Source organism: Alistipes sp. cv1 (assembly GCF_900240235.1).
Lineage (GTDB): Bacteria > Bacteroidota > Bacteroidia > Bacteroidales > Rikenellaceae > Alistipes_A > Alistipes_A hominis.
On record NZ_OEPW01000002.1, the window covers coordinates 325,028 to 348,122 of the forward strand.

18 protein-coding genes are annotated in these 23,095 nt (G+C 53.2%); 7 read left to right on the plus strand and 11 right to left on the minus strand.

Features of this window, described 5'->3' with window-relative positions; translation table 11 throughout:
• The first annotated feature begins 69 nt into the window (after nt 1-69).
• From C1A08_RS05745 to C1A08_RS05755, 3 genes are all read left to right on the plus strand, one after another.
• On the plus strand, nt 70-2,385 hold the full coding sequence (locus C1A08_RS05745) for a patatin-like phospholipase family protein (protein ID WP_055202871.1): 2,316 nt from the start codon (nt 70-72) through the stop codon (nt 2,383-2,385).
• Between the two features lie 87 nt (nt 2,386-2,472).
• Nucleotides 2,473-3,042, plus strand: a complete 570-nt coding sequence (efp, locus tag C1A08_RS05750; RefSeq protein ID WP_055202873.1) for an elongation factor P — start codon at nt 2,473-2,475, stop codon at nt 3,040-3,042.
• A gap of 239 nt (nt 3,043-3,281) precedes the next feature.
• A complete protein-coding gene (locus C1A08_RS05755; RefSeq protein WP_101571991.1) occupies nt 3,282-5,318 on the plus strand; it encodes an alpha-galactosidase in 2,037 nt (678 codons plus the stop codon).
• 342 nt (nt 5,319-5,660) lie between these two features.
• Here the strand turns inward: C1A08_RS05755 and C1A08_RS05765 are convergent, their stop codons facing one another.
• Nucleotides 5,661-7,055, minus strand: coding sequence for an aminopeptidase P family protein (locus tag C1A08_RS05765; protein ID WP_101572077.1), 1,395 nt, complete (start codon nt 7,053-7,055; stop codon nt 5,661-5,663).
• Nucleotides 7,056-7,373: 318 nt separating this feature from the next.
• Here C1A08_RS05765 and C1A08_RS05770 point away from each other — a divergent pair, with 318 nt between their 5' ends.
• From C1A08_RS05770 to ruvB, 3 genes are read left to right on the plus strand one after another with little or no spacing between them, the layout of a single operon-like run.
• A complete protein-coding gene (locus C1A08_RS05770; RefSeq protein ID WP_055202880.1) occupies nt 7,374-7,982 on the plus strand; it encodes a polysaccharide deacetylase family protein in 609 nt (202 codons plus the stop codon).
• Nucleotides 7,983-7,984: 2 nt separating this feature from the next.
• Complete coding sequence (locus tag C1A08_RS05775) at nt 7,985-8,554, plus strand: UbiX family flavin prenyltransferase (protein WP_101572079.1); 570 nt, start codon at nt 7,985-7,987, stop codon at nt 8,552-8,554.
• Between the two features lie 47 nt (nt 8,555-8,601).
• The gene (ruvB, locus tag C1A08_RS05780; RefSeq protein ID WP_101571996.1) at nt 8,602-9,606 is read left to right on the plus strand and encodes a Holliday junction branch migration DNA helicase RuvB; all 1,005 of its coding nucleotides are present in this window, start codon (nt 8,602-8,604) and stop codon (nt 9,604-9,606) included.
• Nucleotides 9,607-9,628: 22 nt separating this feature from the next.
• On the opposite strand, the gene C1A08_RS05785 is transcribed toward ruvB, so the two are convergent.
• From C1A08_RS05785 to folB, 3 genes are all read right to left on the minus strand, one after another.
• Nucleotides 9,629-9,952 (minus strand): DUF3467 domain-containing protein, encoded by a 324-nt coding sequence (locus C1A08_RS05785; protein ID WP_055203553.1) that lies wholly within the window; start codon nt 9,950-9,952, stop codon nt 9,629-9,631.
• A 167-nt stretch (nt 9,953-10,119) separates the two neighbouring features.
• The gene (locus tag C1A08_RS05790) at nt 10,120-12,702 is read right to left on the minus strand and encodes an adenosylcobalamin-dependent ribonucleoside-diphosphate reductase (protein WP_101571997.1); all 2,583 of its coding nucleotides are present in this window, start codon (nt 12,700-12,702) and stop codon (nt 10,120-10,122) included.
• A 129-nt stretch (nt 12,703-12,831) separates the two neighbouring features.
• Nucleotides 12,832-13,188: a dihydroneopterin aldolase gene (gene folB / locus C1A08_RS05795; protein WP_055202885.1), complete on the minus strand. Its 357-nt coding sequence runs from the start codon at nt 13,186-13,188 to the stop codon at nt 12,832-12,834.
• 202 nt (nt 13,189-13,390) lie between these two features.
• Here folB and C1A08_RS05800 point away from each other — a divergent pair, with 202 nt between their 5' ends.
• Nucleotides 13,391-14,920 (plus strand): sensor histidine kinase, encoded by a 1,530-nt coding sequence (locus C1A08_RS05800; RefSeq protein WP_228385826.1) that lies wholly within the window; start codon nt 13,391-13,393, stop codon nt 14,918-14,920.
• Nucleotides 14,921-15,051: 131 nt separating this feature from the next.
• On the opposite strand, the gene C1A08_RS05805 is transcribed toward C1A08_RS05800, so the two are convergent.
• The 7 genes from C1A08_RS05805 to clpB form a co-directional block, all read right to left on the minus strand.
• Nucleotides 15,052-15,582, minus strand: a complete 531-nt coding sequence (locus C1A08_RS05805; protein ID WP_101571999.1) for a hypothetical protein — start codon at nt 15,580-15,582, stop codon at nt 15,052-15,054.
• An 8-nt stretch (nt 15,583-15,590) separates the two neighbouring features.
• Nucleotides 15,591-16,784 carry a 6-bladed beta-propeller gene (locus C1A08_RS05810; RefSeq protein WP_101572000.1) on the minus strand — a complete coding sequence of 398 codons (1,194 nt, stop codon included), beginning with the start codon at nt 16,782-16,784 and terminating at the stop codon, nt 15,591-15,593.
• 22 nt (nt 16,785-16,806) lie between these two features.
• Nucleotides 16,807-17,103 (minus strand): NVEALA domain-containing protein, encoded by a 297-nt coding sequence (locus C1A08_RS13070; protein WP_145996523.1) that lies wholly within the window; start codon nt 17,101-17,103, stop codon nt 16,807-16,809.
• Nucleotides 17,104-17,472: 369 nt separating this feature from the next.
• A complete protein-coding gene (locus C1A08_RS05815) occupies nt 17,473-18,585 on the minus strand; it encodes a 6-bladed beta-propeller (RefSeq protein WP_101572002.1) in 1,113 nt (370 codons plus the stop codon).
• Between the two features lie 41 nt (nt 18,586-18,626).
• Nucleotides 18,627-19,739, minus strand: a complete 1,113-nt coding sequence (locus C1A08_RS05820; RefSeq protein WP_101572004.1) for a 6-bladed beta-propeller — start codon at nt 19,737-19,739, stop codon at nt 18,627-18,629.
• A gap of 15 nt (nt 19,740-19,754) precedes the next feature.
• A complete protein-coding gene (locus C1A08_RS13075; RefSeq protein WP_145996524.1) occupies nt 19,755-20,060 on the minus strand; it encodes an NVEALA domain-containing protein in 306 nt (101 codons plus the stop codon).
• A gap of 296 nt (nt 20,061-20,356) precedes the next feature.
• Nucleotides 20,357-22,948, minus strand: a complete 2,592-nt coding sequence (clpB, locus tag C1A08_RS05825) for an ATP-dependent chaperone ClpB (RefSeq protein WP_055202892.1) — start codon at nt 22,946-22,948, stop codon at nt 20,357-20,359.
• Nucleotides 22,949-23,095: the final 147 nt, after the last annotated feature.

The following is a 23,095-nucleotide window of genomic DNA, read 5'->3' on the forward strand; positions in this document are numbered from 1 at the left end:
GGTGGTTTATGTTTTTATCGCTATTTTTACCCGATAGATTTAACGAACAAAGTTAAGAATATTTTATAAATGACGCGCATAAAAAGCATAATTACCGGTTTGTCGGTATGGATCGCAATATCGGCGTCAGCGCAAAAAGTGGGTGTGGTGATGAGCGGCGGCGGGGCTAAGGGATTGTACCACATCGGAGTAATGAAGGCTTTGGAAGAGAACGGGATTCCGGTCGACTACGTTTCGGGCACGTCGATGGGATCGATTATCGCGGGGCTTTACGCGATCGGGTACACGCCCGACGAAATGGCCGAAGTTTTCAAATCGGATCAGATCAAATACTGGATGAGCGGCAAGATCAAGCCGCAGTATATCTATTATTTCCGGCAGAAACAACCCAATGCGGCGATGGTGTCGTTGCGGCTCGATCTGCGTAATCGCAACAAAAAGATGGTGGCCCAGTTGCCCACCAACTTGATCCCGTCCGACCAGATCGACATGTCGTTCGTGGAGTTCTTCGCAGCGCCGAACGCGCAGTGCGGAGGCGATTTCGATAAGCTTTTCGTCCCGTTTCGTTGCGTGGCAACCGATGCGGCCGCGCAGAAGGAGGTGGTGTACCGCAACGGAGACTTGGGTAAGGCGATCCGGGCTTCGATGACCATTCCGCTCGTTTTCAAACCGCTGAAACAGGATTCGACGCTGCTCTACGACGGCGGCATGTACAATAATTTCCCATGGCAGGTGCTGAAAGAGGATTTCGGTCCGGAGGTGCTGATCGGAAGCAAGTGCACGGCCGGCAATACCAAGCCCAGCGAGGACAACGTGGTGGACCAGATCCTGGCGCTGACGATGATGCATACCGACTACAAATTGCCGTCGGACAGCGACATTCTGATCGAACACGCTTTCGAGGATGTGTCGACGCTCGATTTCGGCAAGGTGGAGTATGTGATCAACCGCGGTTACAGCGACGCCATCGACGCGATGCCGCTGATCAAGGAGCGCATTACCCGCCGCGTGGACCCCGATTCGCTGTCGGCGGCTCGGAAGGCTTACCGGGCTTCGTTGCCGAACCTGTTTTTCGACAAGTACGAGATTTCCGGGCTGAACGATAACCAGACGATGTATGTTAAGGAGTTGCTGCAACTGGACGGGCCGAAAAACGCTAAAAAGAAGAAGGACCGAGCATTCGACCTCGAAAAATTCCGTTCCGGTTATTTCAAGATTTTGTCGGACGGGGATATCGAAGGAAATTATCCGGACGTGACCTACGACGATTCCTCGAAATTTTTCAAGCTCGACATCGAGATGAAGACCAAACCGAGCTTCAAAGTGATGTTCGGCGGCAACGTGTCGTCGACGTCGATGAACCAGGCCTACGTCGGACTCGAATACCGGCGGATCGGCCTCAGTTCGCAGACCTACAATTTCGACGGTTATTTCAGTCCGCTCTACTCCTCGTTGTCGCTGCGGGGACGTACCGATTTTTTCATGAAGGCGCTGTTTTCGCTCGATTACGGGTATAACTTCAACTATTACAACTATTTTAAAAGCAATTTCGGCGGGATCGCCAAAAAGACCGACCTGACCTACTCGAAGTATATCGACACGTATGCGACGGCCGCGCTGACCGTACCGGTCGATCGTTATTCGGTGCTGTCGCTGCGCATGAACGGAGGTTACGACCGTTACAGTTATTTCCAGACGACCGACTATACGGACGACGACGTGATGGACCGGACGCAGTTCCCGTTCTTCGGCCTGAAGCTGGAACTCGACCGCAACGGCCTGAACTACCTGCTCTACCCGACGCGGGGTATCCGCCAGACGATATCGGCCATTTTCGTTACCGGCAACGAAATGTACGCTCCCGGAACCCGGTCGCCCGATCAGGTCCCGAGGCGCAGCGGCGATTCGCGGCACTGGTTCGGGGCGCAGTTCGTCCGCGAGCACTATTATCCGGTGTGCAAATGGTTCTCGGTCGGATACCTGGCGCAGTTGGTCGTGACGAATCATCCTTCGTTCACAAACGAGTACGCGACCAACATCTCTTCGCCGGCTTTCACGCCGACTCCGCACAGCCGGTTCGTGTATATCAAGGAGTTCCGCAGCAATTCGTTCATCGGACTCGGCATTATGCCGACGTTCGAGTTCGCCCCGAAGTTCTACCTGAAAAACAGCGCCTACGCCTTCCTGCCCGGCGACAACAACAAGGTGAAAGAGAATATCCACAAGCGCGTGCGCTACATGTTCAATTCGTCGCTGGTCTATCAGACGGCTTTCGGCCCGGTCAGCTTGACCCTGTCGAAATACGACGTCACCAACAAAAACAACTGGTTCCTGACGTTCAATTTCGGGTTCACGATTTTCAATCGTAATGGATTATTTTATTGATTTTCAGTGTTGTAGTGGGCGATGGATCTTCGGTTTTCATTTTTCGGAAAAAAAAACTACTTTTGCAACCTAAAACAATTCAATGCAATGGCAACGACAGCAGATATCAAAAACGGAATGTGCATCGAACTGGACGGTAAAACGTTTTCGATCGTCGAATTCCTGCACGTAAAACCCGGCAAAGGCCCGGCCTTCGTCCGCACCAAACTGAGAAACCTCGAAAACGGGCGCGTGCTCGACAAAACGTTCTCGGCCGGCGAGAAGATCGAACCGGTTCGCGTGGAACGTCGTCCCTACCAGTACCTTTACGAAGACGATCTGGGCTGCAATTTCATGCATACCGAAACGTTCGAGCAGATCCATATCGACCGCAATCTGATCAATAATTCCGACCTGATGCGCGAAGGACAGGTCGTGGAGGTGATGTTCCATACCGAAAAGGAAACCGTCCTTTCGGCCGAACTTCCTCCGGTAGTGGACATGGAAGTGACTTACACCGAACCCGGCGTGAAAGGCGACACCGCTTCGACCAATTCGCTGAAGCCGGCTACGGTCGATACGGGAGCTACTGTGAAGGTGCCGTTGTTTATCAATACCGGCGACAAAATCCGCGTGGATACCCGTACCCGCGAGTACAACGAACGGATCAAAGAATAGGTCTCGAACTTACGATTGGCAAGCCGCATTTGTAAAAATGCGGCTTTTTTGTGCCGTTTCGGAATAATTTCGGTATCTTTGAAAACGTGCACGGCGATTGTTTCGGATAAGAGGGCCGTTTTTTGGAACGTGTATGGGTTGCCGTCGCCCGTTTTGTCACCGCGGACGGAGGTATGCGTCGTTTATGGAAATTTTCCGTGCGGTACGGATTCTTTTTTAACGTTCAATAAAATAGATTTATGTTCAGAAAACGCGTTTTTCTTATTTTACTCGCATCGTGCGGTCTGGCCGTTTCGCTTTCCGCGAAAAAGGCGGAAGCGTCTGTTGCCGTTCCGCAGTCACAGATCGATGCTTGCCGCGCATGGGTCGATCGGCAGTTTGCCGTCGGCGGACCGCTGCCGTTCAGTTTCGTTTACGACGGGAAATCTTCCGGCGAATTTTTAAGCGGCTGCAAATTGAAAGTGAAAACCGGTTCGGCGGATGCCGCCCGCGAACGGGAGGCGCGGACTTATACCGATCCCGCTTCCGGCCTGGAGGTGCGCTGCGAGATCGTTCGTTATGCCGATTACCCGGCCGTGGAGTGGGTCGTCTATTTCAAAAATAACGGCAGGACGAAAACCGGAATCCTCGAAAACCTGTTGCCTTTGGACGTTCCGTTCGGATTGGACGGGAAAGACGACGTTTACCTGAACTACAACGAGGGAGGGCACTCTGGAGCGAAGGATTTCCAGCCGAACCGGATGAAGCTCGGCCGGCAGGAGGCCAAAGAGGTCGGCGCTTTCTGGTACGGTTTCCCGACGGCCGAGAACCTGCCGTTCTTCAATGCGGAGTGGAACGGCGGAACCCGGGGCGTGATGACCGCCGTAGGTTGGCCTGCGCAGTGGAAAGCTTCGTTCGACAGGAAGGCCGACACGACGCTGAACGTTCGCATCGGACAGATTAAAACGCGCTTGTACCTTGAACCGGGCGAGGAGATTCGCACGCCGCTGGTCGTAGTGATGTTCTGGAACGGGACGCGCGACGCGGCGCAAAACATGTGGCGCGGCTGGATGTACGACCATAACCTGCCGCGTCCGGGAGGCCGTTTGCCCGAACCGATCCTCGAAGCGGCCAGTTCGGCCTATTTCGCCGAGATGTTCCATGCTACGGATAAAGACCAGATGGAGTTTATCGACCGTTACCTCGAAGAGGGTGTGAAGTTGGATTACTGGTGGATGGACGCCGGCTGGTATCCGAACCGGGGAGGTTCGTGGCAAGATCTGCTCGGAACGTGGTATCCCGACCCGAAACGTTACCCGAACGGACTGCGGGCGATCAGCGACCACGCCCATGCGAAAGGGGTCAGGTCGTTGCTTTGGTTCGAGCCGGAGCGCGTGACGGCCGGCAGTTGGATTTATGAAAACCATCCGGAGTGGACGCTCGGCGACGGCACTACCCGCTTTTTCAACTACGGAAATCCCGAAGCGCTGGCTTGGATGACCGATCATGTGGACAGTCTGCTCAAAAGCGAGGATATCGACCTGTACCGTCAGGATTTCGCCGTCATGTCGTCCGATTACTGGAACGAGGAAGACCGCAAAAATCCCGACCGGCAGGGGATCGCCGAAATCAAGCACGTAATCGGTTACCTGAAATACATGGACGAGCTGCAACGCCGCCATCCGGGGATGCTGATCGACATCTGCGCCGCCGGCGGCAAGCGGCTCGAACTCGAAAACCTGCGGCGCGCCGTACCGCTGTGGCGCAGCGACTACGCGTTCGAACCGGTCGGCGTGCAGGGACAGACTTACGGACTTTCGGCCTGGATTCCGTTCTCCGGCGCCGGGGTCAACCGGATCACGGCTTACGATTTCCGCAGCAACATGAGCCCGTCGATCGTGCTGAATCTCGATTCGCGGGTCAAGGACGCCGATTACCCGTTGCTGCGCAGATTGCTGGCGCAGTGGGAGGAGGTGCGCGGCGACTACCGCGGCGACTTCTATCCGCTGACTGCGTACAGCTTGCAGGACGACGTGTGGATCGGCTGGATGTTCTTCCGTCCCGAGACGGGTACGGGCTTCGTGCAGATGTTCAACCGGGCCGGGTCGATCTACGATTCGGGCGTATGCCGGCTGAAAGGGCTCGATCCGCAGAAACGGTACCGGGTTACCGATATGGATACGCAGCAAAGCGTATTGCTCGGCGGCCAGGAGCTGCTAGGCCAGGGGCTGCGGTTCACTTTTACGCAGGCTCCGGAGTCGAAATTGATCCGGATCTCCGAAGTCGACCGGCCGTAATGCGTCGGCCGGAAGGAGCGCTCCCGAAAACGAAAACGGAAAAGATTCCGCCCCGCCGGGCGGAATCTTTTTTATTCGGGGTCCCGTACGGGTTGCCGGGACGGTTGCTCCGTTCGCAAGGGTTCCGACGCTCCGCCCCGTTCCGGCGGCGAGGATTTTCCGAACGGTGCCGTCTCGGAAAAATTTCGGGGCCGGACGGAATGCACGGAATTTTATTTACTTTTGCCTGAAAGCGGTTCCGTACCCCGAACGAAACATTCTTGTCCCCGCTGTTCTATCGAATGAAAATCGACGGGAAAAACGGAACCGCTTTTTGCGCTCTGCGGCAGGCGGGCGGAGCCGTTATCCGCCGTTCATGTACGCTTCGATCCCGGCGGTCGTTACCGGGGGGCGGTTACCGCCGAGCATCCGGTTGCCGTAATAAGTAATCAGCATGTCGTCCTCGATCCGAATACCGCCGAAATCGAGGTATTCCCGCACTTTTTCGAAGTCGATGAACCCGCCGCCGAGTCCTTCCCGTTCCCATTTGGCGATCAGCGCCGGAATAAAGTAAATGCCCGGCTCGACCGTGATGACGAAGCCTTCTTTCAGCCGTTTGCCCATTCTGAGCGACGAAAGCCCCGGCGTCGAGCTGCGCAGCGTCTCTTCGTCGTAGCCGACGTATTTTTCGCCGATATTCTCCATGTCGTGCACGTCGAGCCCCATCTGGTGTCCCAACCCGTGCGGCATGAACAGCGCCTGCGCTCCCACCCCGACCGCGTCCTGCATGTTGCCGCGCATCAGGCCGAGCGATTTGAGTCCCTCGGCGATCACCATCGACGCTTCGTTGTGCATCCGGTAGTAGAACGTGTCCGGCCCGGCCAGTTCGAACGTGCGGTCGTTGGCCGCCAGCACGATGTCGTAAACGTCTTTTTGCCTGCCGGTGAAACGTCCGTTGACCGGGAATGTCCGCGTGAAGTCGCTGCAATAGTTCATCGCCGTCTCTGCGCCGGCGTCGATCAGCATCAGCCGGCCGCTTTGCAGGACATGGTCGTAATCGTGGTTATGCAGCGTTTCGCCGTGCTGCGTTACGATCGACGGGAACGATACTCCGGCTCCGTGTTGCAGGGCGACGCCTTCGATCGCCCCGGCGATTTCGCGTTCGGTAATCCCCGGACGGCACATGCGCATCGCCAGGCGGTGCATTTTGCCGGCGGTCTCGCAGGCCCGTTCGATCTCTTCGATCTCCGCAGGCTCTTTTACCTCGCGCAACGCGACGACGGCGCGCGCCAATTCCGCCGAAGCGTAGGACGCCAGCCGGTCGGCGCGGATGCCGAGCAGTCGGCTCATCGTCGAACGGGTTTCGCCGCGATACGGCGGCAGGAAGAGGATGCGGCGGCCTTTGGCGACGGCCGCTTCGATCCGCTTCTGCAGGTGGGCGGCCGACTGTGTTTTTTCGACGCCGACTTCGCCGGCCAGTTCGGCCAGGGAAGGCTGGGGCCCCGTCCAGATAATGTCTTCGAGGGTCGGGTCGTCGCCGAACAGGACGTCTTCGCCGGAATCCAGATCGAGCAGGCCGGAGCAGCCCGGGCGGTTCAGCCCGAAAAAATACAGGAACGTGCTGTCCTGCCGGAATCGGAACGTATTGCCCGGATAGTTGGCCGGAGATTCGTCGTTGCCCGGTAGCAGCACGAGGCCGCCGGACAATTTGGCGTGCAGCGCCTTGCGGCGGGCGATATAGGTTTGTTTGTCGAACATGGCTTTTTCGGTTGAGGTTTTACGCCGCGCCGCCGGTGTGCCGGACGGCGGCGGCATGTTTTCAAAAGTAGGCTTTTTTTGTCGGAATCGGAACGGGGAACCTTCATTTTTTCGATAGGCGGCCGTCGCTTCGGGCGCGCGGTTGCGGACGGCGGAACAACAAAACGTGCAAAAATCGCGTTGTTTTGACAATTGAAGCAAAAAAGCTTACTTTGCGAAAATTTTCCGGAGGTTCCGGCCTGCTCCGTGCAGTATAAAATAACGCTTTTTTACGGTATCGCGTATCCGCCGGTACGCTTTATCCGGATATAACGGACCATGTACATACGACCGCCTAAATTCATACGACGCCTGTTTCCTTCGCTGATCTGGTCGATGCCCGAAAGCGACCGGGTTTATCTGACGTTCGACGACGGCCCCACGCCCGGCGTTACCGAGTGGATTCTCGACCAGTTGGCCGAGTACGACGCCAAAGCTACGTTTTTCTGCCTCGGCAAAAACGCCGAGCAGTACCCGCACCTGTACCGCATGATCGTGGACGCCGGACACGCCATCGGCAACCACACCTACAGTCACCAGAAAGGTTGGGGCATGAGTCTCGAACGTTACCTCGAAGATGTCGATTTCGCGAACGATATCCTGCATACCGATCTGTTCCGTCCGCCCTATGCGCGGATCAAGCCGTCGCAGGCGCACCGCATCAGCGAACGTTACAACATCGTGATGTGGGACGTGCTGAGCCGCGATTACAGCCGGCTGATCTCGCCGCGGCAGTGTCTGCACAACGTTACCAGACACGTGCGCGGCGGTTCGATCGTCGTATTCCACGATTCGGTCAAGTCGTTCCGCAACCTGCGTTACGCGTTGCCGCGCACTTTACAGTATTTGCAAAAACAGGGGCTCGAATGTTCCGTAATCGAATTATGAAGATGGACGGACGACGAAAAATCATCGTAGCGGTGACCGGAGCCAGCGGTTCCGTCTATGCCCGCCTGCTGTGTGAAGCGCTTTCCCGCGTCGCGGAATTGGGCGAGATCGCGCTGATCGTCACCGGGAACGGCCGCCGCGTCGCTGCGTTCGAAGACCGCGACGAATGGCTGTCCGACAGCCGTTTTACCCGTTACGACGACGACGACCTGTTCGCCGCGCCGGCTTCCGGTTCGGCTTCGTACGATGCGATGGCGGTGATTCCCTGTTCGATGGGTACGGTCGGACGGATCGCTTCGGGCGTTTCGGACAACCTGGTGTGTCGGGCGGCCGACGTGATGCTGAAGGAGCGGCGGCGGCTGATTCTCGTCACGCGCGAGGCTCCGCTCAGCGCGATCCATTTGCACAACCTCTTGCGGCTGACCGAGGCCGGCGCGATCGTCTGTCCGGCGTCGCCGTCGTTCTATTCGAAGCCGGCGACTGTCGAACAACTGTGCGGAACGATCGTCGAACGCGTCTTGTCGCTGCTCGGCGTCGATGCCCCGCATTACGAATGGGGAGCCGAGCGGTAGCGTATTTCGGCAAATAATCGTTATCTTTGCAGCGTCAAGCCGAACCGATGAAAGATATCCGGAACATAGAGACCGACCTCGATTTCGAGAACAAGATCCGCCCGCAGGAACTCAAAACGTTCAGCGGACAGGACAAGATCGTCGACAACCTGACGGTGTTCATCCAGGCGGCGCTGATGCGCGGCGAATCGCTCGACCACGTGTTGCTGCACGGGCCTCCGGGACTCGGCAAGACGACGCTCGCGAATATCATTTGCAACGAAATGGGGGCGACCCTCAAGATGACCTCCGGGCCGGTGCTCGACAAACCAGGGGATCTGGCCGGTTTGCTGACGAATCTCAATGCCGGCGACGTGCTTTTCATCGACGAAATACACCGGCTCAGCCCGATTGTCGAGGAGTACCTGTATTCGGCGATGGAGGACTACAAGATCGACATCATGCTGGACAAGGGGCCGAGCGCCCGTTCGATCCAGATCGAGTTGAACCCGTTCACGCTGATCGGCGCTACGACTCGCAGCGGATTGCTGACGAGTCCGTTGCGGGCCCGGTTCGGGATACAGTGTTACCTGGAATATTACGATAGCCGTGTTTTGAGCGGGATCGTCCGCCGTTCGGCCGGTATCCTGAACATCCCGATCGACGATCAGGCGGCCCGGGAAGTGGCGCTACGCAGCCGCGGTACGCCGCGGATCGCCAACGCTCTGCTGCGCCGGGTGCGCGATTTCGCAATGGTCAAGGGCGGCGGGCATATCGATCTGGAAATTACGCGCTATGCGCTGAATGCGCTGAATATCGACGCGCGGGGACTCGACCGGATGGACAACAAGATCCTCACGACGATCATCGACAAGTTCGGCGGCGGCCCGGTCGGCCTCGGCACGATCGCCACGGCTGTCAGCGAAGATACCGGCACGATCGAAGAGGTTTACGAACCGTTCCTGATCAAAGAAGGTTTTCTGAAGCGCACCCCCCGCGGACGCGAAGCGACCGAGCTGGCTTACGCGCATCTCGGAATCATTCCGCCGACCCGGCAGGATACCCTGTTTTAACCCGTTTTAAACGTCCGTTTTTTCAGGCTTCGCCCCCGATGAAGCTCATGGCCATGCTGGTCTCTTCGGACGGCATTTTGGGCAGGTTAATGGTGCCTACGACCGCTTCGTAGCGTTCGATGTTCTCTTGCAGCGACAGCAGCAGCCGTTTGGCGTGTTCCGGAGCCAGGACGATCCGGCTTTTGATCCGCGCTTTCGATACGCCGGGCATCATCCGGACGAAGTCCAGTACGAATTCCGACGTGGAATGCGAGATGATGACGAGGTTGGAATATTCGCCTTCGGCGATTTCGTCGTTCAGTTCGATATCCAGTTCCCGGCTTTCCGGAAATTTATGTTCGATCATGTTTCGCGTTTTATAGGTGTGGGTGTGTTGGTTCCCGTTTTTTCCCGTTAGTCCGGGAAAGGGCGCCGTTTCGGGATGCCTCCCGACAAACGCCCGTTCCAAGACCCGCGGGGAATCAACCGTCCGCGACTCGCCGGCTGTGACGAACCCGGTTTCCCGGGAGCCGGTTATCCGCATTTGGAGTAACCGCAGCTCATGCAAACCGGACAGCTGTTCTGATAAACCAAGGTTTCCTGTCCGCAGTTCGGACACTTCTCTTTGGCTTTGGTTCCATTGGCAATGTATTGTTTCAGCGCACGTGCCACGCCGTTTTTCCACGTATTGATGCTCTCGCTGTTCAGGTGCAGCGATTCGATCAAAGTCACCACGTCCAGAATCGGCATACCGTTGCGCAGCACGCCCGAAATCAGTTTCGCGTAGTTCCAGAACTCTTCGTCGAACAGGCGCGAGATGCCGCCGATCGTGTTCGTGTACCCGTATTTGTCCTTGTACTGGAAGTCGTAGCGTTTGTTGCCTTCGGCGTCCTTGACCTTGATGATCACGCCTTTTTTGATTTTCTGCGGGATGAACATCGCATCCTCCTCGATCTTTCCGGTGAAAATCTCGTAGGGACGGTCGTTGTAAATGCCGACGAACGAGATCCAGTCCTCCTCGCCGTTCTTGAAGCGAACGATGTCGGCGGACAATTCGAGCGGGCGTTTGAGCGGCGGCCGGTATCCGTCCGGATTGACCGGAGCTTCCTCCGTCTTGGCTCCCTTTTTCTTCTTCTTGTCGACCAGCACGCCGGCGCGCGATCCGTCGCGGTAAACGGTGACGCCCTTGCAGCCGTACTCCCAGGCCGTCAGGTATACTTTGGCGACCAGTTCTTTGGTCACTTCGTTCGGCAGGTTGACCGTTACCGAGATCGAGTGGTCGACCCATTTCTGAATGGCGCCCTGCATCTTGACCTTGCTGACCCAGTCGATGTCGTTCGCCGTCGCTTTGTAATAGGGCGACAGGGCCACCAGTTTGTCGATTTCGGTCATCGGCATGTTTTTGACCTCTTCGATGTCGTATCCGTTCACTTCGAGCCAGACGAGGAATTTGTGGTGGAATACGTTGTATTCTTCCCAGGAATCCCCTACTTCGTCCACGAAAGTCACTTTGACATCCTTGTCGCCCGGATTCACTTTGCGCCGGCGCGTATAGACCGGACGGAATACCGGTTCGATGCCCGAGGTGGTCTGCGACATCAGACTGGTCGTTCCGGTCGGGGCGATCGTCAGCATCGCAATGTTGCGGCGGCCGTGTTTCACCATTTCTTCGTAAAGGGCCGGGTCCGCCTCTTTGATGCGTTCGATCATAGGGTTGCCCTCTTCGCGCCCGGCGTCGTATATCGGGAATTTACCGCGCTCCTGCGCCATCTTGACCGATGTGCGGTAGGCTTCCACTGCCAGCGTTTTTTGTATTTCGACGGCGAAATCAGTCGCTTCGTCGGTTCCGTAGCGCAGGCCCAAGGCTGCCAGCATATCGCCTTCGGCCGTGATGCCCAGGCCCGTACGGCGTCCTTGAAGCGCTTTTTCGCGGATTTTCTCCCACAGTTTCACTTCCACCTGGCGGATGTCCTCGTCTTCGGGATCTTTCGAGATTTTTTCGAGGATCGCTTCGACCTTTTCGAGTTCGAGGTCGATGATATCGTCCATCATCCGCATGGCTGCGGCGACGTGCCGCCTGAATTTATCGAAGTTGAACGAAGCCTCCTTCGTGAACGGCTTGTCGACGTAGCTGTACAGGTTGATCGCCAGCAGGCGGCAACTGTCGTACGGGCACAGCGGAATTTCGCCGCACGGGTTCGTCGAAACGGTGCGGAATCCGAGGTCGGCGTAGCAGTCCGGCACCGATTCGCGCAGGATGGTGTCCCAGAACAGCACGCCCGGTTCGGCGGACTTCCATGCGTTGAAGACGATTTTGTTCCACAATGCGCGCGCGTCGATGTCTTTCTCGTACATCGGCTTGTCGGAATCGATCGGGAACTGTTGGTGGTATTTTTTGCCGTCGATTACGGCGTGCATGAATTCGTCGTCGATCTTGATCGAAACGTTCGCTCCGGTTACTTTGCCGGTTTCGACTTTGGCGTCGATGAAGTTTTCTGCGTCCGGGTGTTTTACCGACAGCGACAACATCAGCGCGCCGCGCCGTCCGTCCTGCGCCACTTCGCGCGTCGAGTTCGAATATCGCTCCATGAACGGCACGATCCCCGTCGAGGTCAGCGCGCTGTTCAGCACCGGGCTGCCGGTGGGCCGGATGTGCGACAGGTCGTGCCCGACGCCTCCGCGGCGTTTCATCAGCTGCACCTGTTCTTCGTCGATGCGGATGATGCCGCCGTACGAGTCGGCCGGATGGCGGTGTCCGATCACAAAACAGTTCGACAGCGACGCGATCTGCAGGTTGTTGCCGATGCCGGTCATCGGCCCCCCCTGCGGAATCAGGTAGCGGAACTCTTTCAGCAGGTCGTACACCTGTGCGGCGGTCATCGGATTCGGATAGCGCCGTTCGATCCGTTCGATTTCGTCGGCGATCCGGCGGTGCATCTGCTCCGGAGACTCTTCGTAAAGATTTCCCATCGAATCTTTCAGCGCATACTTGCTCACCCATACCGTTGCGGCCAGGTCGTCGCCCTTGAAATATCGTTTGGCGACCTCTACGGCGTCGGCATAGTTGTACGTCTTCATTGCGTCGGTCTTGCTGTTGTTTTGTGTTTTCTCAGACATGATCAATAACTCGGTTAACCGTCCCGTGTTCGTCAGGGTTCGGCGTTACAAGATTACGAACTCTTTGTTTTTTCCGGAAGCGCCGGTGGCGAATCTTATCAATATTTTATCAACACTTTCCGGAATGCCCTATTTCTCAAGGCTTACCGAAACGCGTTCGATTTTTCCGCCCAGCGGCGGCGCCATTTTCGAGACTTTGACCCGCACCCGTCGTGTCGGCGGGAATCTGCGGTAGATCGCGTCGATGATGCGCCGGGCGACGTGTTCGAGGATGTGCGATTTGACGGCCATCTGTTCGCGGACGGTTTCGTAGACGTGCAGGTAGTTGATCGTGTCGGCCACGTCGTCGCTTTCGGCGGCCAGCGACAGGTCGGCTTCGATCGTAACGTTCACCAGGAAACGGTTTCCCACTACTTGTTCGAGCGGGTAGCAGCCGTGAAATGCCTGGAATTCCATGTTTTCCAGTTCGATAACAGTCAATGACATTGCGTTTCGGTTTTTATGCATACAAAGGAATGTATAATTGTCCGGTCTTTCCGGTTTCGGCGTGTGAACTTATTGACATTTTATCGGCAGCGGACTCCCGGAAAGAGCCGGATATCGTTGCCGATACAATATTTTATTCAGATTCTCAGGTCAATTCGATTTTTTTAGTATAACTTAGTACCGGCAAACAAAGCTACGAGTGATGAGTCGGATGCGGTTCTTTAAAAAAAACAGGCGTTCGTCCGGTGCTTCCGGATCGCAGAGCGTTTCGCAGATGCAGCAGGACAATATGCTCAGTACATTGTCCGTGGGACTTTTGGCCGTCGACGCATCCGGAAAAATACGAAGGATCAATACCCAGGCGCTGAGTGATTTGAAGTTGGACCGATACGAGGTGTCCGGTCGGGAGATGCAGGAGTTCTTCGGAATTTTCCACGACGGGCGCAATATTCTTTCCGAGTTGATGGAGCGTATTGTCAGCGGAGAGCAATCCATTGAGTTGCCTGTGAATACATACGTTCGTAAGTTGGGGTCGGAAGATAAATTCTATGTCAAAGGTCAATTCATCGGAGAATATGACGGCAGACGACTAATCCGGATATTTTTCCTGTTCCGGAATATCGAGGAAGAACTGACCCGGGAATACGTTCTGGAAATGGCGTTGACCGATGCGAAGATTTTTCCCTGGTTTTTCGATATCGAACAAAACAAAATGATCATCGACGCCCGCTGGTTCACTCATCTGGGTATTCCGGTGGGAGACTGTACGCTGACGGCCGACGAATTTGCCGCCAGGGTGCATCCCGAGGAACGGGACGGCCTGATCGAAGCGCTGATGTCCCAGATAGCCGGGAAATTGAATACGGATCTTTTCACCTACCGTTTGCAGCGCGCCGACGGAACCTGGGAATGGTTCCAGGAGAAATCCGTTTACCTGGGTCGGACGGAGGGCGCTCCGTACCGGATCGTGGGAGTTTGTCAGAGCATCCAGAATCATAAGATCGTCGAGCAGAACCTGATTGCCGCGCGCGATCGGGCGCAGGAGAGCGACCGGCTCAAGTCGGCGTTTCTGACCAATATAAGCCATGAGATCCGTACTCCGCTGAATGCCATCGTCGGTTTTTCAAATCTGTTGACACACGGAGATATTGCTATCGACAGTTCCGAGGGGCAGGAATTCGTCAGTCTGATCAATACCAACAGCAACCAGTTGCTGGCTTTGATTTCGGACGTGCTCGATCTGTCGAAAATCGAGTCCGGGACGATGGAATACAATTTCGCCGAATGCGGGCTCGGCCGGTTGTTGTCCGATATTTATCACAATTATTTGCTGGATATGCGTCCGGACGTACGGTTCGATCTGATGCTTCCGGATGAGGATATGAAAATTACGACCGACGCCGTGCGGTTGCGGCAGGTGCTCGACCACTTGCTGTCGAATGCGGCGAAATTCACCTTTGCCGGGCACATCGGCCTCGGTTATGCGATCGCTGCGGACGTACGTACCGTGGAGCTGTTCGTCGAAGATACCGGTTGCGGAATTCCTGAAGATAAGCAGCGAGACATTTTCAAACGCTTTTTCAAAGTGGACAGCTTCGTGCAGGGTGCCGGGCTGGGCCTGCCGATTTGCAGGACGATCACCGAGCGGCTCGGCGGAACGGTGTCGTTCGTATCCCGGTTCGGGGAGGGTTCCCGCTTTGCGGTGACGCTGCCGCTGGACGGCGAATCGTGATTTCCGACCGGAGATCGGGATTCGTTCATCGCTATTTGCCGACAAGTAAACAGTTTAATAATGAGGACTTTGTAATCAAATGAAGAGGGGCGCGGGAATAGTTCGACCGTAACGATATTGTGATTTGCTTCTTACCGTTCCCGGATGTCCGTCAACCGGGCGATCTCTTTTTCATAAAGATTCCAGAGTTGCGTATTTCCGATCGGATTTCCTACGATCAGCGGATGATTGCCGCTGTCCAGTAAAAACGTTTGGAGTACCGGAGTACTGATCCGGTTGTTCGTACGAAACAGGCCGGCCGTATCGTACACTACCGGGAACCGCCAGTTTATGCTTTGCAGTCTGTATCGTGTCGACGGGATGTCTTGTGTTTCGCATACCAATACGACCGGAATCCGGAAGTGCTTATGGACTACCGACCATAATTTCAGATCGCTGAATTTGCAACTGATGCATCCCGAAGAGTCGACGTAATGGATTAGTTTCGGTTTTGTTCCGAACAGGAGGGAATCGGCCGCCCGATCCGGTGAATACGTATGGTCGAAACGAACCGGGCGGGACAGAAATTCTACGATGTACTTATCCTTTTCGGCGATCCGCCTTTGGCAACCGGTCGGCGCCGTCAACACGATCGCCCACAACAAAAGGTGCGAAATTTTCATACGTCGGCTCAGAACGGTTTGAATCTGTAATAGATAATCACAGGGTTGGCATCGGGTTCCATTCCGTTGATCATATCGAGGTATTTGCCGGAGAATTTGTAATAGTCGCTCAGGTTTTGCATTGTGATCGCATTGTGCGGCTGATAAAACCATTCTCCTTGTTGGGCCATGGCGGACTGCGTTAAAAATTTCAGCGTACTGTTACCCTCTATTTTCATCGGGTTGTATAAATATGATTTTCCGCTTTGCGGTGAATAGAGGTAACGAAGGCTTTCTCTGGAATTGAACGTAATTGAGATCGGGGTTCCGTTATCGAATATTTCAAAAGGAAGGAGATAACCCTTTTCTTCCCAGGAATCGTAACGGTGGGACGGGTTATTTTCGTCCGATTCGATTTCGTTTCGTTGTCGTTCCGATAATCCTTTGATATGTTTGCCTTCCATCTCCAATATGTAGGATGGCTTTATGGTTCCGTCGGCCGATATGTTATAGACAGTATCGCCGAATATGGGTAAAAAAGAGATACTACCGTCTGCATGTGAAGAGGTTGCATGAGTACCTAAGATATTGTGTTCAGGAGTCCGGTTTTTGATATAACCTCCCGTCGTTTTTCCCGTCATGTCGATAATATGCAGATCAAACTCTTTAAGTAGACCGGGAGGTTCTTGCTCCTTGTTTACATAATTGTAATGGATTAGTTTTTGGTCGCGGAACGCAATGACGATTCGGGGACGGAAATCGGTATGCACGATTTTTTCCAACTTCAGGTTTTCATCATAAATGAGTATTTTATTCGAAAATCCATTGACGGCCAGAACCTTATTGGTGTAAGGATCCGTACGCATCCAGTCCAGCATGATATACTCATTTGGTCCTCTTCCTTGGGCTGAAATTTTTCTGAGAAATTTTCCATTTTTGTCGAAAGACAGAATAGTCGTTCCTTTAAAATCGAGGATATAAAATTTGTCATTCAAGATTTCCAACCCTCGCATGTCTGCAAACAGGGATTCGGGGGTCGTTTCCAATTGAATATACCCGACCGAATCTATCAGGTTTTCAATGGATAAGTCCGGGTCGATATCGTGTACATGCAATATCGTGATTGAGTCCGATGTCGCCACTTTGTATTTGGAGTTATTGGTATTGCAGGAAAATAATCCTGCAATACCAATAACAGGTAGAATTGATTTCCAAAGTTTCATTTATGGTATGATGTTTTGCCAATTATATTGAACAGTCGGGGCATCCTGAGTGTTGTGATCCTGAAATACAGGTATCTTTTGTCCCTGGAATATAGGTTCCTTCTTGCGTGGGATTTTGTTTATTTGCAACATAGACTGAACAATTTATTGTGGGAGGAACCCAATCAAACTTATTTGTCGACTGTTCAGGGTCGGCCAATGCTTCAATGTTGGAAAACAGTAAATCGGTTTCAGATTTGTGAAATTTTTGGATATAAGCTGAAACCGCTAAAGCTCCGGCGATCCCGACACAAAACAATTTAATAGTTCTTTTTTTCATGATTTTTGTTTTTAGTGATTATGTTAGTTTGTTAAATAAGGTTATTGTCTAATATTTTTGATTCCAGAAAATATATTAACGAATATAAGACGAATATATTAGCGTTATTTGTTTATTCAGGTCTAAATATAGTATAGAAAGGCTAATGGATTATAAAAAAAACACTCCGAAATAGGTCGGAATGTTTTTTTATAACTAGCCTAAAGACTGCCCTCGCGCCGGGCGGGCGGTCGCGCGGCGACGCCGCGCGATCAGTTTTTGAAAACCAATCCCTCCTTGCCGTCGGCGTCGACGGTGATCGTGCTGTTGCGGCCCACCTTGCCGGCCGAGATCTCTTTTCGGGGATTTATAAGGTTGATTTGTTTATTATTAATTGTTTTTCAGCCGGAAAAACAGGGCCCAATTATTGTCGTTATCATTAATCGACGCACTTGCGACGGTTTCGATGAAAGGGTATTGTCCGGTATATTTTTTCACAGCCGGGACCAAAGCCTGGATTTGGTTGATGGAAACGATCGAGAAATATTCATTGTCGTCGTTTATTGCCAAAGGAGCTTGCCAAAAGAAAAGACTGTAAGGAAATTTCAACTCGTTGAATACATAATAGACTTGTGCATTTTTGTTGTAATAGACAGGATAGCGCGCATCGAATGTTATCCAATTTCGTGTTTCGGTAAAGTTTTCAATTTGTTGAACGCTCTTGTCTTTTGCTATTTTTTGCATGAATGAAGCCGGATCGGATACTTCGAGTAGGTCGTCGGGCATATTTTTCACCCCGAAGTCATAACGGTATTTGATTTTTAGCTCGTTGTTTTTCAATGAGTAAACATTGTAGTCGAAAAAATTGAGAATGAATGTTTCGTCATTATAGGAGAGGATGGATCTGTTATTGCAAAATGCGCTCGGGAGGTTGATTATTTTTGATTCGACGGGTAGGTATTCGCCGGTTTTTTCTCCCTTGTCGTTGAATGTGTAGACATGGTATTTGTCCGCGACGGATGAATAAACGATGTAGCCGCCTGCCGGATTAACCGCGATTTGATCTCCCTGGCAAACGGGTATTGTTTTTACATAGTTTCCCTGAAAGTCGTAAAATTGTAATTGCGATTTGTTGTTGTCGAAAACAATAAGCGTATTGTCCTGTACGATAAAATCGTCTGCCGTGATATATTCCTGGCCTGAACGTCCCTGTCGGTTGATTTTCTGTCGGAATTTGCCGGTTGTATCGAAACAAAAAACGGTGTTTTGCATTTTGTCCAGAATGAAAATCGACCGGCCTTTTACGATTACCCGGTCGTACTGCCCGACGATGCAACTGTCGTTCGTTTCCAGAGGAACCAGACGGATATCGTCTACGATGCTTTCCAGTTGTTCATTGCCGTAGCTGCGCGACAGGTCGATCCGGATCGAATCGGGATTTTGATCTTCCCGGGAACAGGAATACGATACAAGCAATAGAAAAAAGAGGAAATAATATCTCATAAGTCAAATTTAAGAGATTGGCAGTTCCTTGATTTGTCGGATTATTTCAAATGATAGAAAAAAAGAACGGGATTGTCTGACTCATTGCAAGAATTTACTTTTTGTACGAACGGGTTATTTTTTTGCTGACCTTTATCGAGATCCACTTCGTTTTTCAATTCCATCATGTTTTTGCAGAAACAGATCCATTCGTTATTTTTATCTTCGGTAGCGATCATCATGGAGTGTCGGATGCCGGATTCGCTGTCTGTGATCTCCGGGATGTGTTGAACGGTGAAAGCCGTTTTAGAAAGTCGGTATAATCCGGGTGAAGAAGTGTTGAAATAAATGTGCGAGTCGTTTTCCTTCAAATTGACGATCGAATAAATATATCCTTTCGATGCAACCTTGTCGATAAATTCTTGCAATTGGAGTTTCTGCTGTAACAAACCGTCCGGAAGATTCGCTTTTCCGAAATCAATCGTGTATCGCAAGGTTACGCTTCCGTTTTCCACGCTGTAAATGGAATTGTCGAACCGTTTCGAAAAATTGATGCGTTTGCTTTTGGTAAGCTGGCGACCGGACACGAATACGTCGCTGTAATCTTGCTGTGCCAGGGGGACGGAAGTTTTTATTTTTAGCGGGTCGCCATTTTTTTCGGCAAGTACTGAAATGCAGCACTCCGGATCGGCAGTTCGCGCATTGAAACAGACAATTTGTTCTCCGGAATTCACGGTTTCGTAAAATAAAGCCGGAGCTTTCATGACTCGGGTGGGTTTCAGGTTGTAATCGTAAAACAAAAATTTAGAAGGGTCCGCATACAGGACGATTTGTTTCGATTCCCTGTCCACGAAAAAGTCCATTAGGTTAATGTATTCGTTTGCAGCCCGTCCGACTGCCCGAATATGCCCGATATAATTCCCTTGCATGTCGTATATCCATACCGCATCGGTTTGAGTGTCTAATAAATAAATCCTGTCGTCACACAGGACGATTCGTGAGATGCTTCCTATCATGCAGGAATCGGACGACAAAAAAACGATCCGCTTTGCATCGAATAATACGGAATCGTCGATCGGTTTGTGTTCAACGACGGGTATTGACATCGTCGCCAAAGGAGAAGACGTGCACGAATACAACAGGATAGAAAAAAAAGAAAAAAGGATTCGCTTCATGAGCTAGGATGCCTGCTAGTCGTAAACTGTTACCGTTTGTCCTGATACACAATATACTTCGCCTTTGCCAATACAAGCAGTAGTGGTATATCTAGTGTATGCGAGAGTAACTTTTTCCCCTTTGTCATTCTCGATGGTTTCTGATCCTCTCGTGACAGAAATCATCGCTTCCGCTACTCCTGTTTCAGATTCACCCCGGGCTAACGCTTCGATATTGGCTTGCAAAAGATCAGTTTCATTCAATCTCGTAAAACTTGTGTAGTTCATGGTGGATACGGCTACAACCAGCGTTGCAAGGGCTGAAATAGATAAAATTTTCATAATTATTTAAATTTAATTAATAATATAACGAAGTCATTTTGAATACGAAAATAAATTAAAATTTTGATATATCAAAATTGAATTAAGAAATATAAGCGGGAAAATCTGTTTTTAGATAAGATTTTTAGGGACGGACAACGATTATAGTGTTGCGTTTTGCGTTGCCTGCCGGAATGAATATCTGAATTGGAACGAATAAAAAACACTCCGAAAAAAACTTTTCGGAGTGTTTTTATGAAATTAACCTATGGATAGCCCTTGCGCCGGGCGGGCGGTCGTGCGGCAACGCCGGATGATCAGTTTTTGAAAACCAATCCTTTGGCGTCGGCGTCGACGGTGATCGTGCTGTTGCGGTCTACCTGGCCGGCCAGGATCTCTTTCGAGAGTTCGTTGACCAGGTACCGTTGCAGCGTCCGTTTGACCGGACGTGCGCCGAACATCGGGTCGTACCCTTCTGCGGCGAGCCAGTCGATCGCTTTGTCGGTCACCTGCAGTGCGATGCTGTTCTGGGCCAGCATTTCGTTGATTTGGCGAATTTGCAGCACGACGATCTGGCGTACGTCGTCGCGGGTCAGCGGCGTGAACATCACGATCTCGTCGATACGGTTCAGGAACTCCGGCCGGATCGTCTGTTTCATCAGGTCGAAAACCTCTTTTTTAGTCTCTTCGAGCACGCTTTCGGGCGGCGTATCGTCGGTGTATTTCGACAGCCGGTCCATAATGATGTGCGAACCGATGTTCGACGTCATGATGATGATCGTGTTGCGGAAATCGACCGTGCGGCCTTTGTTGTCGGTCAGCCGGCCGTCGTCGAGCACTTGCAGCAGGATGTTGAACACGTCCGGATGCGCTTTCTCGATCTCGTCGAGCAGTACGACCGAGTAGGGCTTCCGCCGCACGGCTTCGGTCAGTTGACCGCCTTCGTCGTAACCGACGTATCCCGGAGGCGCTCCGATCAGCCGCGATACGCTGTGCCGCTCCTGATACTCGCTCATGTCGATACGCGTCATCATCGTGTCGTCGTTGAACAGGTATTCGGCCAGCGCTTTGGCCAACTCGGTCTTGCCGACGCCGGTCGTGCCCAGAAAGATGAACGATCCGATCGGCCGGCGCGGATCTTGCAACCCGGCCCGCGAACGCCGCACGGCGTCCGAAACGGCCGCGATCGCCTGATCCTGTCCGATTACCCGGTCGTGCAGCTCGCTCTCCATCTTCAGCAACTTCTCACGTTCGCTCTGCAGCATCCGGCTGACCGGAATGCCCGTCCAGCGGGCGACCACTTCGGCGATGTCCTCCGCATCGACCTCCTCTTTGATCATCGCCCCGGCCTCGGCGTTTTTGTTCACTTCGGCCTGCAGTTTCTGAATCTCGGTCTCCGTCTCGCGCATTTTGCCGTAACGGATCTCGGCCACGCGGCCGTAGTCGCCGTTGCGTTCGGCTTCGGCGGCCTGAACCTTCAGATCGTCGAGCATTTGTTTGTTCTTCTGTATCTTCTCTAAAATATCCCGTTCGCTCTGCCATTTGGCGCGCAGGGTCGTGCGTTTGGCGTTCAGTTCGTCGATCTCGCGCGTCAGCTCTTCGATCCGACCCTTGTCCTTCTCGCGGCGAATCGCTTCGCGCTCGATCTCCAATTGGCGTACCTTCCGGTCGAGTTCGTCGATCTCTTCGGGCACGGAGTTCATTTCGAGCCGCAGCTTGGCCGCCGCTTCGTCGATCAGGTCGATCGCCTTGTCGGGCAGGAAGCGCGACGTGATGTACCGGTGCGACAGTTCGACCGACGCGATGATCGCCTCGTCTTTGATCCGCACCTTATGGTGGTTTTCGTAACGCTCTTTCAGGCCCCGCAAAATCGAAATGGCGTCCACGGTCGTCGGTTCGTCGACCATTACCTTCTGGAAACGCCGTTCGAGCGCTTTGTCCTGTTCGAAATATTTCTGGAACTCGTCCAGCGTCGTGGCGCCGATCGCGCGCAACTCGCCCCGCGCCAGCGCCGGTTTCAGGATGTTGGCCGCATCCATCGCGCCGTCGCCTTTGCCGGCTCCGACCAGCGTATGGATTTCGTCGATGAACAGCAGGATCTCGCCTTCGGCCGAAATTACTTCTTTGACCACGGCTTTCAGCCGCTCTTCGAACTCGCCCTTGTACTTCGCTCCGGCGATCAGCGCGCCCATATCCAGCGAATAAACCTGTTTGCTTCGCAGATTCTCCGGGACGTCGCCGTCGACGATCCGGTGCGCGATTCCTTCGGCGATGGCCGTTTTGCCGACGCCCGGTTCGCCGACCAGGATCGGGTTGTTTTTGGTTCGCCGCGACAGGATTTGCAGTACCCGCCGGATCTCCTCGTCCCGGCCGATCACCGGGTCGAGTTTGCCTTTGCGGGCCTGTTCGTTCAGGTTGATCGCGTATTTGCCGAGCGCGTCGTACTCCTGCTCGCTGGTCTGGCTGTCGACGGTCGAACCTTTGCGCAGCTCTTTGATCGCCGCGATCAGTTCTTTTTCGGTCGCGCCGGCGTCTTTCAGCAGCCGTCCGGCCTCCCCTTTTTCGGCGATGATACCGAGCAGCAGGTGTTCGACCGAGGCGTATTTGTCGCCGAACGTTTTCGTGAAATCCGAGGCTTTCTGAATGACCGCGGAACTTTCGCGCGAAAAATAGGGGTCGCCGCCTTCGACTTTCGGCAGCCGGTCGATTTGTTGTTTCAGTACGCTTCGCAGCGCCCCGACGTTTACGCCGAGTTTTTGTAGCAGAAATACGCCCAGGCTGTCGTCCTCGGCGACAATGGCGCTCAGAATGTGCATCGGTTCGACGGCTTGGTTGCCGTTGCCCGACGCGAGGTTCATGGCGCTTTGCAGGACTTCCTGCGCTTTGATTGTCAAACTGTTGATGTTCATATCTTATTCTCCTTTTATTTTCGTGTTTTATCCGTTTTTTCAGGAAAGCAGCAAAATGGCTGCCAGAGAACGGTTTGTGAAAAAATGACGCAGAATACCGGACAAAAATGACAGAACGAACTGTCCGGAAGACATATCCGTGGCATA

What these genes read in the sequence shown, in the direction of transcription:
- C1A08_RS05745 (WP_055202871.1), top strand. Translation starts at nt 70, where the DNA reads ATGACGCGCATAAAAAGCATAATTACCGGTTTGTCGGTATGGATCGCA.
- efp (WP_055202873.1), top strand. Translation starts at nt 2,473, where the DNA reads ATGGCAACGACAGCAGATATCAAAAACGGAATGTGCATCGAACTGGAC.
- C1A08_RS05755 (WP_101571991.1), top strand. Translation starts at nt 3,282, where the DNA reads ATGTTCAGAAAACGCGTTTTTCTTATTTTACTCGCATCGTGCGGTCTG.
- C1A08_RS05765 (WP_101572077.1), bottom strand. Translation starts at nt 7,055, where the DNA reads ATGTTCGACAAACAAACCTATATCGCCCGCCGCAAGGCGCTGCACGCC.
- C1A08_RS05770 (WP_055202880.1), top strand. Translation starts at nt 7,374, where the DNA reads ATGTACATACGACCGCCTAAATTCATACGACGCCTGTTTCCTTCGCTG.
- C1A08_RS05775 (WP_101572079.1), top strand. Translation starts at nt 7,985, where the DNA reads ATGGACGGACGACGAAAAATCATCGTAGCGGTGACCGGAGCCAGCGGT.
- ruvB (WP_101571996.1), top strand. Translation starts at nt 8,602, where the DNA reads ATGAAAGATATCCGGAACATAGAGACCGACCTCGATTTCGAGAACAAG.
- C1A08_RS05785 (WP_055203553.1), bottom strand. Translation starts at nt 9,952, where the DNA reads ATGATCGAACATAAATTTCCGGAAAGCCGGGAACTGGATATCGAACTG.
- C1A08_RS05790 (WP_101571997.1), bottom strand. Translation starts at nt 12,702, where the DNA reads ATGTCTGAGAAAACACAAAACAACAGCAAGACCGACGCAATGAAGACG.
- folB (WP_055202885.1), bottom strand. Translation starts at nt 13,188, where the DNA reads ATGTCATTGACTGTTATCGAACTGGAAAACATGGAATTCCAGGCATTT.
- C1A08_RS05800 (WP_228385826.1), top strand. Translation starts at nt 13,391, where the DNA reads ATGAGTCGGATGCGGTTCTTTAAAAAAAACAGGCGTTCGTCCGGTGCT.
- C1A08_RS05805 (WP_101571999.1), bottom strand. Translation starts at nt 15,582, where the DNA reads ATGAAAATTTCGCACCTTTTGTTGTGGGCGATCGTGTTGACGGCGCCG.
- C1A08_RS05810 (WP_101572000.1), bottom strand. Translation starts at nt 16,784, where the DNA reads ATGAAACTTTGGAAATCAATTCTACCTGTTATTGGTATTGCAGGATTA.
- C1A08_RS13070 (WP_145996523.1), bottom strand. Translation starts at nt 17,103, where the DNA reads ATGAAAAAAAGAACTATTAAATTGTTTTGTGTCGGGATCGCCGGAGCT.
- C1A08_RS05815 (WP_101572002.1), bottom strand. Translation starts at nt 18,585, where the DNA reads ATGAGATATTATTTCCTCTTTTTTCTATTGCTTGTATCGTATTCCTGT.
- C1A08_RS05820 (WP_101572004.1), bottom strand. Translation starts at nt 19,739, where the DNA reads ATGAAGCGAATCCTTTTTTCTTTTTTTTCTATCCTGTTGTATTCGTGC.
- C1A08_RS13075 (WP_145996524.1), bottom strand. Translation starts at nt 20,060, where the DNA reads ATGAAAATTTTATCTATTTCAGCCCTTGCAACGCTGGTTGTAGCCGTA.
- clpB (WP_055202892.1), bottom strand. Translation starts at nt 22,948, where the DNA reads ATGAACATCAACAGTTTGACAATCAAAGCGCAGGAAGTCCTGCAAAGC.